This window comes from Cellulophaga sp. 20_2_10, assembly GCF_023476645.1.
Lineage (GTDB): Bacteria > Bacteroidota > Bacteroidia > Flavobacteriales > Flavobacteriaceae > Cellulophaga.
Genome location: NZ_JAMCOJ010000002.1, coordinates 466,013 through 481,182 on the forward strand (window position 1 = coordinate 466,013; position 15,170 = coordinate 481,182).

Genomic DNA, 15,170 nt, shown 5'->3' on the forward strand with positions numbered 1-15,170 from the left:
TATGCCGTATACCTTAAAAATGCACGTTAGAATACAAAAGTTTGACTAAGAGAAACATTCTAGTCCGTTGTTCTTTGTTATTTAGCAATACCAATTTTAAACAAACCACAAATGCTAAACAACTTATACACTAAAACTCTTTGTTTATTAGTATGCTGCATTCTTACCGTTTCTTGTAACTCTAAAGAAGAGCAAAAAACTTATAAACCAATAAATGTAGAGGGTAAATATATTTTAACACCCAAAGCAAGTGCTAGTCCAACTATAAACGGACCAGCAATATTTGGGGTACGTCCAGGATCCCAATTTCTATATAGTATTCCTGTAACCGGAAAAAGACCAATGGAGTTTGCTGTAAAAGGATTGCCTGAAGGTTTAAAACTAAATACAGAAACGGGTTTAATAAGTGGTGTTATAAAAGACCTACAAAAAAGAGATTATGCCTTAACATTTGTGGCTAAAAACAAAAAGGGAGAACAAAAAAAGAACTTTACCATTGTAGTGGGTGAAACCATTTGTTTAACTCCGCCAATGGGCTGGAATAGTTGGAACTGCTGGGGGCCAAGTGTTACGCAACAAAATGTAATTGCATCTGCACAAGCAATGGTGAACAAAGGCCTAGCAAATTATGGATGGAGCTATATAAACGTAGATGATGGTTGGCAATCTCACAGGGGTGGCAAACACCACGGTATTTTAGCAGATTCTACTAAGTTTCCAGATATGCAGGCAATGGCAACTAAAATTCATAATATGGGATTAAAGGTTGGTATTTATTCGTCACCTTGGGTTACTACATATGCTGGGTATATTGGTGGTTCTAGTGATACCGAAAACGGATATTGGGACCAGTCTATGAACGATAAAAAACTTAAAAAGAAACGAACATTTACCAGAGTTGCTGCACATACTTTTGATGAAAACGATGTGGCACAATGGACAGATTGGGGTATAGATTATTTAAAGTACGATTGGAACCCTAACGAGCCAGAAAGTACCATACGTATGGCAAATGCTTTAAAAAATAGTAATAGAGATATTGTATATTCACTAAGTAACACAGCTCCTATAGAAAATGCTGCATTGTTTGGAGAAATTGTAAATTGTTTTAGAACAGATGGCGATTTAAAAGATAGATGGGGCGGAAAAGGAAGTCATAAAAGTATAAGAGACGAGTGGGTGGCGCATAGAAACTGGCTAGAAAAAGGTTTCGCAGGTGCTCCTGGTCATTTTCCAGATCCAGATATGTTAGTTATTGGCGAGGTAAATACAAGAAGTAAAAATCCACAACCATCTCGCTTAACTGCAGATGAGCAATACTCGCACGTATCACTTTGGTCGTTATGGGCAGCACCCTTATTAATTGGTTGCCCTATAGAAACTATGGATGAATTTACGGTTAACTTAGTAACCAATTCAGAGGTATTGGCAATTCATCAAGATGAAGTAGCAGTTCCAGGAAAAACAGTTTTTTATGATGATACTATGGAGATTGTAGTTAAAGAATTATCAGATGGTAGCAAAGCAATTGGTCTTTTCAACCTAAACAATAAAGAACAAATTATTACTGTAAATTGGGAGTTGTTAGGTATTTCTGGCCCTCAGTCTTTTAGAGATGTTTGGAGACAAAAAGATATTGGTGGGTTTAATAATGAGTTTTCTGCCAGTGTACCTAGGCACGGCGTAATATTTGTAAAAGTTACTAGTATTAAATAACCTTTTGTTTGTATGAGATTTATAACATTTATATGCTGTTTTTTACCTTTAGTTTTATTTTCACAAACGAATAAACCCAACGTTGTTTTTTTGTTGGTAGATGATGTTGGTTGGGGAGATTTTAGCTGTTATGGTGCTACATTTAATGAAACGCCAAATATTGATAAGTTAAGTAAAGACGGAATGCTTTTTGTAAATGGATATGCAGCTAGTACTGTCTGTTCTCCGAGTAGAGCTGCAATTTTAGCAGGTAAATATCCTGCAAAGTTAAAATTAACAGACTGGATAGATGGTCATAATTATGCCTATGCTAAACTAACAGTACCAGATTGGACATTAAAATTAGATCACAAAGAAAAATTACTACCAGAGGTATTAAAAGACCAGGGCTACACAACGGCATTTTTTGGTAAATGGCATTTAATGCCTATTAACAGAAAAGATTTTGACGACCATTACCCAACCAATCACGGTTTTGATATAAATGTAGGTGGTAGAGAATGGGGACAACCAAAAGGTAGAGGTAAGTATTTTTCTCCTTTTGATATGCCTAATTTAGACAATGGTAAAAAGAACGATTTTTTAACCGATAAGTTAACCAACGCAGCAATAACATATTTAGACACGGTATCTAAAAAAGATCCTTTTCTACTATATTTTTCTTATTATACAATACACGGTCCGGTGATGGCACCAAAGACTATAATAGAAAAATATAAAAAAAAATCTAAAACTTTTGTAAACACTAAAAACGAATATGTTAGCGCCACAAGAGCAGCAATGGTAGAACGGTTAGATGTTAGTGTTGGTAAAATACTAGACAAATTAGATGCGCTAGGTATTGCAGATAATACCATTATTATTTTAACAGGAGATAATGGTGGTAATTATGACGAAACCACAAACGGATTAAGAGGGTACAAGGGCTTTGCTTATGAAGGCGGAGTAAGAGAACCTCTAATAGTAAAGTGGCCCAATAATATAGCACCAGGCAGTAGATCTGCTGTGCCAGTTATGGGAATAGATTTTTATCCTACAATTTTAGATATGGTAGGTATTGCAGATTATAATGCTAAAGAAATAGATGGCGAGTCTTTTTTACCGGTACTTACGGGAGAAAAGAATAAATTAAAACGTAAAAGTTTATTTTGGCATTATCCCCACTATCATAGAACAAAACCATATGGAGCTATTTTAGATGACAACTGGAAATTATTAGAGTTTTTTGAAGATGGTAATTTAGAATTGTACAACTTGACTACAGACCCTAATGAAACAAGGAACCTAGCAAACATTAATGTGGCTAAGACACGTAAAATGAAAAAGAAACTAGTAAAATGGAGAGCATCTGTTGGGGCACAAATGATGACAGAAAATCCAAATTATGATGCTACAAAAGCAGACCTAAGAGTTAAATAATTTAAGTTTTTAAAATGAGAAATAGAATTTATATCAGCCTAGTTTTTATACTGCTTATTTGTAGTGTAGTTACGGCTCAAAATAATAAAAAACAGCCTAACGTTTTATTTATCATGGTAGATGATTTAAACGATTGGGTTGGTGCTTTTGGGGGCAACCAACAAGCTATAACACCAAATATAGATGCGTTGGCAGCAAAAGGTGTCGTTTTTAAAAATGCCTATTGTTCTGCGCCATTATGCAACCCATCTAGAACCAGTATTTTAACGGGTTACCAGCCAAGCACAACAGGTGTTTATGGTAATAACGAGGTTTTTAGAGAAATAGAGGGTTTTAAAAATACGGTTACTTTACCGCAGTATTTTGAAGAAAACGGGTATGAAACTGCAGCGGCAGGTAAAATTTTTCATAATGCAAGAGGAAGAGGTAAAGAACCAAAAGAGGGTAGCGATCCAGGCTCTTTTCAACAAGAAAAAATAGGGAATGCAGGTACAGTGTATCCGTCAGATGAAAATCGTCATTCGCATAATTTAAATTTAAAAAAATACGGAGTTAAGGGTTCTTTTTTAAGATCTTTTGACTGGTATGCAACAGACTCAAAAGATGAGGAAAATAACGACTTTAAATCGGCTCAATACTGTGCAGATTTTATAAATCAAGAACATACAAAACCCTTTTTTGTTGCTTGTGGTATTTTTAAACCACACCTGCCTTGGTACGCACCTACAAAATATTTTGATTTATACAATTTAGATGCTATTAAACTACCAACTGTTTTAGAAAACGATTTAAGTGATGTTGGTAGAATGGGTAATAATATGGCTAAAAAAGGAGTGCATAAAGCCATTTTAGATTCTAATAATTGGAAACAAGCCGTTAGAGCATATTTAGCAAATATTTCTTTTGCAGATGCTTGTGTTGGTCATGTATTAAATGCGTTAGAACAAAGTGATTATGCAGATAATACTATTATTGTTTTAATGGGAGACCACGGTTGGCATTTAGGAGAAAAAGAACATTGGTCTAAAAACGCATTGTGGGAGCGCGCTGCAAAAACACCATTGTTAGTGGTAGACCCGAGAACCAAAAATGTAGGTATTAGTACAAAAATTGTATCTCTTTTAGATGTTTATCCCACTTTAGTAGATATATGTAATCTTCCAGAGAAAAAAGATTTAGAAGGGGTAAGTATAGCAAAATTATTACAAGATTCTAATGCAAATTGGGACCATACTGCTTTAACTATTAAAGCAAAAGGAATATACTCTTTACGTAATAATGATTATAGATATACAGTATATTCAGATGGTTTTGAGGAGTTGTACAACCACAAAATAGATCCTAACGAATGGACAAATATTGCAAAAGACAAAGGGAGTAAAACAGTACTAACTCAATTTAGAAAAGAACTACAACAAAAACTAAAGTAAACATTGCTTTTACGCATACCTACAATTGTTATACTAAAGCAGACATAAATTTATTTTTTTATGTATTATTTAGAGGTGTTAAATGACACCTGTATAATGAGAAATAGAATGTATAGAATAGCAATTGTACTTTTACTTTTTTGTGTTTATACCAAAGCACAAAATAAAAAGGAGCAACCCAATATATTATTTATAGCTATAGATGATATTAATGATTGGGTATCTCCTTTAGGGGGCAATACACAAGCCATTACACCTAGTATGGATAAGTTTACCAAACAAGGGGCAATGGTCTTTAAAAATGCAGTTTGTGCAGCGCCTATATGTGGCCCATCTAGATCCTCTTTATTATCTGGTTTTTTACCAAGTACATCTGGTGTTTATGGTAATGCACATAATATGTTGTATTCAGATATTGTTAAAGAGAATGCCACACTACCAGAATACTTTTCTAAAAACGGATACCACACCTTAGCAAACGGTAAAATATTTCATAAACACGGTACCGCAAACGGTACAGATTTTGGGCATTGGGCTTTTAATGAATTTGCTCGTGCACGTAGGTATAATAATGACCCTGTAGATAAAACCAAATACACCTCTTCTAAAGCGGGTATAATAAATGGGGTTAAAAATGAAAACTTTAAAAACAAGAATGCAAAACTAAGCTGGGGACCAACCACTGATCCTTTTAAGGAAACAGTGGATTATATGGTTGCAGATTGGGCAAGATCACAACTAAAAAGAGATTTTGATAAACCATTTTTTATGGGTGTTGGTTTTATTAAGCCCCATTTACCTTGGATAGTACCACAAGAATTTTTTGATTTATATAAGCTTGATGAAATAGTACCACCAGTGGTAAACGAAACAGACTTAGATGATATTTTAACCCCGGATGGCAACAAGGCATATAAGCCTACAGGAGAATATAAATGGGTTAAAAAACACGGATTAGAAAAAGATGCTACCAGAGCATATTTGGCAAGTATATCTTATGTAGATGCTTGTTTAGGTATGGTTGTAGATGCTTTAGAGCAAAGTAAATATGCAAATAATACTATTGTTGTGGTTTGGGGAGATCACGGTTGGCACTTAGGGGAAAAGCAACGTTACCTTAAAAATACAACTTGGTTAGAGGCCGTAAAAACACCATTGTTTGTACGTGTACCAGGTCTGAAAAAAGCTATTGTTGTAGATAAAAACGTAAGCTTAATAGACTTGTATCCTACTTTAATTGAGTTAAGCGGATTACCAAAAAAAGAAAATTTGGACGGACACAGTTTTGCTAGTTTAATAGATAATCCCCAAGCAAAATGGGACTATCCAGGTATAACAATTACGCAAGACGGTACGTCTGTTTTACTAGGGAAATGGCATTATATGATAACGGTTACTGGTACAGAGCAGTTGTATAATATTGATGAAGATCCGTTAGAATGGAAAAATTTAAGTACAGATCAAAAATACAATCATATTGTAACCGATTTAAAAAAGTGGGTTCCTGTAAAAAGGAAAAAACCGAGCAAACTTCATTTTGGTAAAATGAAAAATTATGTAGATGCACCAGCAGATCCTACAATTAAGCCAACTAGAAATTTAGATCAACTACACTAATACATAAAAGAATGTCTAACAGAAGAAATTTTATTAAAAAAGCTGGCCTTGGAGTTGCTGGCGCAAGTATATTAAGTTGTTCTTCTACGGCCAAAGTTGCTGTAGAAAAATCTGAGGATGATTACTTATCTGCTAGTACTGTATCAGGATCTAGTGCAATAGAAAAAGTTACTTTAAAAGTAAAAACACCTTTGTTTTGTCCGTACCACAGTATATCTACGCCAGAAGAAAAAGGTGGCGGGGCACATTATTACAAGAGTAGTGCATTTACACATAATCCGTTTACCATAGAGGCTTCAGGTATGTCTGGATCTCCAATTATTGTAGATGCTAATGGTGTTTTTGTAGGCTTTATGACCACTTTTGGTTTTGAAAATAGTACGTTTAGTTTTGATGGTAATGAAACCCTAACCATTAGCGTACCAGAAGGTCAGGAGTTATTTATAGAAGAATCTGGAGACGGTGATGCAGCTTGGAAAGCGTATAATAGAGAAATGATGAAACGTCTTAATTTTAAGCCGTTAACAACAAATTATCCTAAGTTTTGGAGTGATGTTGAATATTGTACTTGGGTAGAGCAAAAATACTTATCTAAAGAAAGACAGGGACATTTTAATTTGCTTACGCACGACTTTGTTAAGGACTATTTAGATAAAATAGTGGCGTATGGGTATCCAAAAGGTAAAATGACTCTAGATCACGGCTGGGGACAGTTTCCTAATGGTACCGTAAATTCTGGTTTTGGTACTTGGCATCCAGATCCAAAAAAGTTTCCCGACTTTGAAAAAACAATGGGAATGATTAATGAAAAAGGATTTACACCTGGACTTTGGATTGCGTTTCCTAAAATTCATCACGCTAGTAGTATTGCCCAAAAGTACCCAGATATGTTAGGTAGTTGGAAATCTAGTGGAAAAGTAAATAAAGCCACAGCAGAACGTTGGTTAAACCCTAAAGCAGATATTTTTGAGTATGCATCAGAAGTTATTTATAGGTTTTATAAAATAGGGGTAAAAAAGTTTAAGATAGATATGTCTTACAACACAAAATCAGACATGTTGCACATACATAAAGAGTTGTATCGCGCAGCAAAAGCAATAGACCCAACTATAGAAATGGAATTTCATGTACCAGACATCTTTTTTACAAAATTTACAGATGTAACAAGAACTAATGATGTTTGGTTAAATGACAAATACAATTGGCCGGCACGTGTAAAAACACATTACGAGGTTACTTATAAATCTTCTCCAGGGCGTGGTATAAACATAGATCATATTGGTGGCAATGATACAGGAGCCATAACAGAAGCCAAGTTTTTACAGCATTTAGATATGTATAAAGGAAAAACAGGTTACCCTTTAGTTTCTGTTTTGCCTCATCATTACAGTCAAAAATGTGTAGATGCTACAGGAGATTATTTATGGGATTATCACAAGGGAGAGCGTAAATTTATTTCGGACTTTTATTAAAATAATACTATGACTTTTTTAAAAATTAAGAATTTTTCATTTTTTCTATTTCTGACTTTATTCATTTTAAAAATACAAGCGCAGGATACAAGTAGAAGTGTTTTGCCTATGAATGCGGATTGGAGCTTTGTAAAGTCACCAGAAGGTACCTTAGAGGTTAAAAATGCTAGTTGGGAAACAGTTTCTGTACCACATTCTTGGAACCAATCTGATATGCATGAGGGAGAAGGTTTTTATGAAGGCGTTGGCTTGTATAAAAAGATCATTAAAGCTCCTGAAACTTGGAGTAATAAACGCGTTTTTATAAAGTTTAAAGGTGTAGGTCACGTAACCGACGTATATATTAATAACATACATGTTGGGCAACATAAGGGATCTTTTAGTGCTTTTATTTTTGATATTTCTCCATTTTTAAAATTTGGGGAAACCAATACTATTCTTGTAAAAGCAGATAATACAGCAAGAGAAGATGTAATTCCTGTAAATCATAATTTATTTGGAATTTATGGTGGAATATATCGTCAGGTTGAATTAATTGTTACCGGTAAATTGAATATAACAACTACAGATTATGCGTCATCTGGGGTGTATATTAAACAAAAAAATGTAACTACATCATCCGCAGATATACAAGTAGAAACAAAGTTAGAGAATACGCTAAAGAAGACACAAAATGTAAACTTAAAAACGACGGTATATAACAATGCGGGCGAAATAGTTGCTGTCAACTTAAAAAATATAATGGTATATCCGCAAGGTAGACAGTCGTACTATCAAACATTAGTACTAAAAAAACCTCATTTGTGGCAGGGTATATTTGATCCTTATTTGTATAAAGTAAAGGTTGTTGTTAGTTCTGAAAATGGAGAAAAGATTGATGAAGTAACACAAAAAATAGGACTTAGAACTATTGAAATTATAGCGGGTAAAGGTTTGTTTTTAAACGGAAAAAAATATCCAATGTATGGCGTTAATAGACATCAAGATTTATTTAAACACGGTAATGCCCTAACTAAAGAGCAAGAAAATAGAGATATAGAATTAATAAAAGAAGTTGGAGCAACAACAGTAAGGTTGGCTCATTATCAGCAATCAGATCATTTTTACACTAAATGTGATAGTGTGGGTTTTTTGGTTTGGGCAGAAATCCCTTTCGTAAATCAAACACGAAAATCGGAATCGGATAATGCAAAATTGCAAATATCAGAATTGATTAAACAAAATTTCAATCATTCTAGTATTTATATTTGGGGAACTTATAATGAAGTTTGGGCAAAAACAACCTCGGACTATGCTCCGGTTTTAATTAGAGATTTACATGATTTAGCAAAAACATTAGATCCAGATCGTTATACAGTAGGAGTTTCGGGAAAACCAGATATTGAAAACCCCAATAATTTAAATACAGATGTACACGGTAATAATAGGTATTTTGGTTGGTACCAAGGTGAGAGTGCAGCCGATTTAAAACCTTGGTTGGATAATTTAAAAAATAATTATCCAGATTTTAAGGTCATCTTATCAGAATACGGAGCAGGTTCAAATATTTTTCAGCAAGCGGAGGTATTGCCTGATAAAATAGATCCTAAAGGGCAATTTTTTCCAGAATCTTATGCCAATAGGTTGCATGAAACGCAATGGGGAATTATTAATGATAACGGTTACCTAATTGGCAGTTATGTTTGGAATATGTTCGATTTTGGTCTGCCTTTATGGTCTAGAGGAGGTATTACGAAACGCAACCATAAAGGATTAATAACATTTGATAGAAAAAATAAAAAGGATGTGTTTTACTGGTACAAGGCTAATTGGAATCCTGAGCCTATGATTTATATTTCGGACAGGCGTTTAGTTAATAGAACGCAGGCAGAAACAGATATACACGTATATTGTAATGTAGAAGATATAGAGCTATATGTAAATGGCACAAAAATAAAGTCTGTACATACAGGGGCAACTAAGGTTCATTATATATACAAAGGAGTAGCACTTAAAAAGGGAAAAAATAAGGTAGTAGCCAAAGCAAAAGATAACGGGGAGATAATAGAAGATAAGGTAGTTTGGAATTTAAAAAAGAAATAAAACACATAAAATGAAAATAAAACAAAACATTTTTGGTGCAGCAATAGCTATTGTTTGTACGGCTAGTAGTATGGCGCAGAAAAAACCTAATTTAATTATTATTCATACAGATGAGCATAACTTTAGAACCTTAAGTTGTTACCAAAAATTATTACCAGAGGAGCAAGCATTTATTTGGGGAAAAGGCAATAACTCTATCACTCCAAATATTGATAAAATTGCAGATGAAGGTGCAATTTGTACTAGTTACTATGCATCTTCTCCTGTATGTACACCATCTAGAGCATCGTTAGTAAGTGGTTTGTATCCGCAAGCAACAGGTGCACCTAAAAACGGGTTGCATATAAGTGAAGATATACCAACATTTGCAACAATTTTAAGAGATAAAGGGTACGCAACTTCTTATGTAGGTAAATGGCATTTAGCAGGTCATGAAAAATATAGTTTTAATATAAAGTACAAAGCTGGTTTTGATGATAATAGATATATGATGCGTGGTGGCCACGCTCCTTATTTTAAAATAACACCAAAAGGAGTAAAAGGTATTAATGAAAAAGTAGCTGCTAAATTACCTGCAGATGAGGTAGTGCATTTAACAGATTACTTTACAGATAAAACATTAGAAATATTAGAGAGAGATAAAAACAAACCTTTTGCGTTAATGCTTTCTATACCAGATCCACACACGCCAGATTATGCCAAACCACCATACAATACAATGTATAAAGATTTAGATGTTAAGGCACCTAAAACAATGGCAGCAGAGTACACTGCAATTAAACCATCTTGGGCAGTAAGTGATGAAAACACCAATGAAGCATCGGGTAAAGCCTCGTTTGAAAAACAAAAAGAAGCTTTAAAGCAATACTTTGGTATGGTGAGTCATATAGATGATAGTGTTGGCCGTATTTTAAAGTTTTTAAAGGATAACAATTTAGAAGAGAATACTATAATTGTATTTACATCTGACCACGGAGATATGTTTTTTGAGCACAACCGTAGAAATAAAGGAGTGCCTTATGAGGCTTCTGCAAGGATTCCTTTTGTAATTAGATATCCAGAAAAAATTAAAGCAGGTAAAGTAATTAATACCGCATATACTAATGTAGATTTTGCGCCTACTATTTTAAGTTTAATGGATGTAAGTACAGATGCTACTTTTGATGGTAAGGATACTTCAAAAGATTTTTTAAGTAGAAAAAAAGAAATTACAGATGCAGATAGGTTAACCTATTATGCAAAAAGCGGTGGCTGGTGGGTTACTGGCGTTACCGATAGGTATAAGTTAGTATTGGATAAAAAAGAGAAACCATATTTATATGATTTAGAAAAGGATCCGGATGAACTAATAAATTTTTATAATGATGTTGCGTATAAGTCTATAAGAGATAAAATGCAGAAAGAGTTATTGGCGCAATTAATACAATACAAAGAGCCAGGATTAAAAGGTACAAGCGGAAGCGCTTATATATTAAATTAAGTTAGTTTTTTATTTTCTGTTGAGCATCAAAAAAAGGGAGTTTTCTTTTTTTGATGCTTTTTTTGTAGCTACCAGTAATTAAACGTAGAACTACAAACTATTTATTAAGAAGAACACATTTTTAAATGGTTTTATTGAATTTTAGATGATTAAAAAAATGAATTAAAATGATGCTTCAGCTTATAAATAACTTTAAATTTTTAACGCTAACAATTGTTAGTGCCTTTTTGCTTTTTAGCACAGACGGAATTAGTCAATCTAAAAAAAACAAGAAGAAACCAAATATCATATACATAATGGCAGATGATTTGGGGTATGGTGACTTAAGTAGCTATGGGCAACAAAAGTTTAATACACCAAATATTGATGCTCTTGCAGCAAAAGGCATAAAATTTACTCAGCATTATAGCGGTTCTGCCGTTTGTGCGCCGTCTAGATCATCGTTAATGACAGGTCAGCATACTGGGCACACATTTGTTCGTGGTAATCTGGAGGCCGGTAATGATGAAAAGGGACAAGTTCCGTTACCAGATAGTGCTTTTACTATTGCAGAAATGTTACAGCAAGCAGGTTATAAAACCGGTATGTTTGGTAAATGGGGCTTAGGTTTTGGTACTGGCGATCCAAATAATCAGGGTTTTGATGAGTTTTATGGTTATAACGATCAAAAATTAGCGCATCGTTATTACCCGTCCTACTTAAACCACAATCAAGAAATAGATTTTTTAGTAGGTAACAACTGGATTAATACACAAACGTACGCACAGGATAAAATACAAGAAGCAACGCTTAATTTTATAGAAGACAATAAGGAAAAACCATTTTTTGCTTACGTGCCTTTTGTGTTACCGCACGCAGAATTAATATCTCCAAAAGATTCTATACTGGCTAAATATATGGGGAAATTTAAAGAAGTGCCTTATACCGCAGAAGATTCGTACTCATCAGATTATGGTCCAGATATTGTAAAATACAAGTATTGCACACAAGAAACACCCTATGCTGTTTTTGCATCTATGGTAGATAGGCTGGATGTTTACGTTGGTCAAATTGTAGCTAAGTTACAGGAGTTGGGATTAGAAGAAAATACTATTATTATGTTTACAAGTGATAATGGTCCCCATGATGCTGGTGGTGCAAATCCTGAGTTTTTTAATAGTGCAGGTGGTTTTAGAGGTATAAAAAGAGATTTGTATGAAGGTGGAATAAGAGCACCATTTATAGTTTCTTGGCCTAATAAAATTAAAAAGGGAACTGTAACCAATCATATCTCTGCTTTTTGGGACGTTATGCCAACTTTGGCAGAAGTTGCAGCAGTACCAAAACCAAGTACAACAGACGGAATTTCATTTTTGCCAACGTTATTGGCTAAAAAGAAACAAAAACAACACCCGTATTTATATTGGGAGTTCAATATTAAAAACGGACGTAAAGCTGTTAGAAAAGGAGATTGGAAAGCAGTTGTTTACAATGTGAAAAAAAACGGAAAAACAGAACTTTATAATTTAGCCTCAGATCCATCAGAACATACAAATGTTGCTAGTAAGCATCCAGAAATTGTTGCAGAAATGGAACAAATAATGACAGCTGCACATACAGATTCTACTATTTTTCCTTTGAACTAAGTTAAATTATTAAGACATCAAAATAGACCAAAAAAAACCAATAAATAATGAGTAAATTTTATTTTAACGAAGAGCAAGATTTTTATGATGCTATTGTTGTAGGTACAGGAATTAGTGGTGGTTGGGCAGCAAAAGAACTTTGTGAAAACGGACTTAAAACATTAGTGCTAGAGCGTGGTAAAATGGTAGAGCATATTAAAGATTATACTACAGCACATTTAGATGATTGGGATTTTCCTAACGGGGGAAAATTAACTAGAGAACAAAAAGCACAACAGTTAAAGCAAACTAGAACAGGACGTATAAACAATGCGGATGTTAATAATTGGTTTGTAAACGATTTAAAGCACCCATATACAGAAACAAAACCGTTTGACTGGGTACGTGGTTACCATGTTGGTGGTAGGTCTATAATGTGGGGAAGACATAGTTACAGGTGGAGTGAGATTGATTTTGAAGCAAATGCTAAAGATGGTCATGGTGTGGACTGGCCCGTACGTTATAAAGACATTGCTCCTTGGTATGATAAAGTGGAAACTTATATTGGTGTATCTGGAGAAAACTTGGGATTAGAGCAATTACCAGACGGACAGTTTTTACCAATGATGGAACACAATTGTGTAGAACAACATTTTAGAGATGGTGTAGGTAAAAATATGGATGGTAGAGTGGTAACTGCTGGTAGAATAGCACACATTACAGGAGATAAAAAGTTTGAAGGGCGTACCAAATGTCAGTTTAGAAATCGTTGTACACGGGGTTGCCCTTTTGGAGGTTATTTTAGTAGTAACTCATCTACTTTACCTGCAGCAGAACGTACTGGAAATATGACGTTAAGAGTAGATTCTATTGTGTCTGAGGTTATTTATGATCCAAATACAAAAAAAGCAAGTGGTGTAAAAGTGATAGATAGCCTTACAAAGGAGGAGTTTATTTTTAAGTCAAAAGTAGTTTTCTTGTGTGCTTCATCAATGGCATCTGCATCTATATTATTACAATCTAAATCTGACCGTTTTCCTAACGGATTAGGAAATGATTCTGATCAAGTTGGAAGAAACGTAATGGATCATCATTTAGGAACAGGAGCAAATGGTACTATAGACGGTTTTGATGATAAATATTATAAAGGAAGACGTCCTGGTGGTATCTACATTCCTAGGTTTAAAAATTTAGGAGGTACATCTAACAGTAAAGATTATATAAGAGGTTATGGCTATCAAGGGAGTGCTAGTCGTAAAAACTGGAAAGATGCTGTGGCAGAATTAACTATGGGAGAGCCATTAAAAGAGGCCATTTTAAAACCAGGAGGATGGACAATGGGTGTTGGTGGTTTTGGAGAAATATTGCCATACCAAGACAACCGTATGTTTTTAGATTACGATAAATTAGATGAATGGGGCTTGCCAACGGTAAATTTTGATGCGGAAATTAGAGATAATGAGCATAAAATGAGAGAAGATATGGTAAACCAAGCAGCAGATATGCTTAAAAAAGCAGGTTTTAAGGATATTAAAGCTAGAAATGGCAAGTACAATATGGGACACGGTATTCATGAAATGGGTACTGCTCGTATGGGTAAAGATCCAAAAACATCTGTGCTTAATGCACACAACCAAATACACGCGGTACCAAATGTATATATAACTGATGGTGCTTTTATGGCATCGGCAAGTTGTGTAAATCCGTCTTTAACGTATATGGCTTTTACTGCAAGAGCAGCAAACCACGCAGCACAAGAACTTAAAAAAGGAAACTTATAATGGACAGAAGAAAAGCATTAATGCAAATGGGAATGTCTTTGGGCTATGTGGTAGCAGTACCAACTTTTGTAAGCATATTACAAAGTTGTGAAGACAAGAAAGAAGAAGTTTGGACACCAACATTTTTTAAAGCAGCACAAGGTTTAACTTTAGTACATGTGGTAGACTCTATTTTACCAAAAACAGATACTCCGTCTGCATCAGAAGTAAACGTCCATATATTTTTAGATGGTTTTGTTGCTGATGTTATGGATGTAAAACAGCAGAACGATTTTAAAAAGACCTTAGATGCAATAGCACAGAGTGCACTAGCTAAATCTAATAAAAAGGAAGTAGCAGAATTAACACAAAAAGATGTGGAACCTGTTGTACGCGAGTTTTTAGAAGCTAAAGGAAAAGAAAATGCTTTTGTTAAAAAGATTAGAGAGTTAACTATTTGGGGCTATAAGTGCAATGAATATGTTGGGGAAAAAGTATTGGCATATTTGCCTATTCCGGGAGAGTTTATTGCTTGTGATAGTGTAGAGGAATTAACAGGCGGTAAAGCATGGTCTATCTAAATTAATGCA

10 protein-coding genes are annotated in these 15,170 nt (G+C 34.4%); all 10 read left to right on the forward strand.

The features are described from left to right. The first annotated feature begins 111 nt into the window (after window positions 1-111). Window positions 112-1,716: a putative Ig domain-containing protein gene (locus M4I21_RS05940; protein ID WP_249558202.1), complete on the forward strand. Its 1,605-nt coding sequence runs from the start codon at window positions 112-114 to the stop codon at window positions 1,714-1,716. A 12-nt stretch (window positions 1,717-1,728) separates the two neighbouring features. Next, window positions 1,729-3,135, forward strand: coding sequence for a sulfatase (locus M4I21_RS05945; RefSeq protein WP_249558203.1), 1,407 nt, complete (start codon window positions 1,729-1,731; stop codon window positions 3,133-3,135). Window positions 3,136-3,149: 14 nt separating this feature from the next. After that, entirely contained in the window at window positions 3,150-4,565 is a 1,416-nt protein-coding gene (locus M4I21_RS05950; protein ID WP_249558204.1) for a sulfatase, read from the forward strand. A 60-nt stretch (window positions 4,566-4,625) separates the two neighbouring features. Further along, window positions 4,626-6,182: a sulfatase gene (locus M4I21_RS05955; RefSeq protein ID WP_249558205.1), complete on the forward strand. Its 1,557-nt coding sequence runs from the start codon at window positions 4,626-4,628 to the stop codon at window positions 6,180-6,182. 11 nt (window positions 6,183-6,193) lie between these two features. Then, window positions 6,194-7,654 (forward strand): alpha-galactosidase, encoded by a 1,461-nt coding sequence (locus tag M4I21_RS05960; RefSeq protein WP_249558206.1) that lies wholly within the window; start codon window positions 6,194-6,196, stop codon window positions 7,652-7,654. 9 nt (window positions 7,655-7,663) lie between these two features. Further along, a complete protein-coding gene (locus tag M4I21_RS05965) occupies window positions 7,664-9,736 on the forward strand; it encodes a glycoside hydrolase family 2 protein (RefSeq protein ID WP_249558207.1) in 2,073 nt (690 codons plus the stop codon). A gap of 10 nt (window positions 9,737-9,746) precedes the next feature. Further along, a complete protein-coding gene (locus tag M4I21_RS05970; RefSeq protein ID WP_249558208.1) occupies window positions 9,747-11,216 on the forward strand; it encodes a sulfatase family protein in 1,470 nt (489 codons plus the stop codon). A 167-nt stretch (window positions 11,217-11,383) separates the two neighbouring features. After that, window positions 11,384-12,841 (forward strand): arylsulfatase, encoded by a 1,458-nt coding sequence (locus tag M4I21_RS05975; RefSeq protein ID WP_249558209.1) that lies wholly within the window; start codon window positions 11,384-11,386, stop codon window positions 12,839-12,841. A gap of 47 nt (window positions 12,842-12,888) precedes the next feature. Further along, window positions 12,889-14,601, forward strand: coding sequence for a GMC oxidoreductase (locus M4I21_RS05980; protein WP_249558210.1), 1,713 nt, complete (start codon window positions 12,889-12,891; stop codon window positions 14,599-14,601). Further along, window positions 14,601-15,161, forward strand: a complete 561-nt coding sequence (locus M4I21_RS05985; RefSeq protein ID WP_249558211.1) for a gluconate 2-dehydrogenase subunit 3 family protein — start codon at window positions 14,601-14,603, stop codon at window positions 15,159-15,161. Before M4I21_RS05980 ends, M4I21_RS05985 begins: the two co-directional genes overlap by 1 nt. Window positions 15,162-15,170 lie beyond the last annotated feature (9 nt).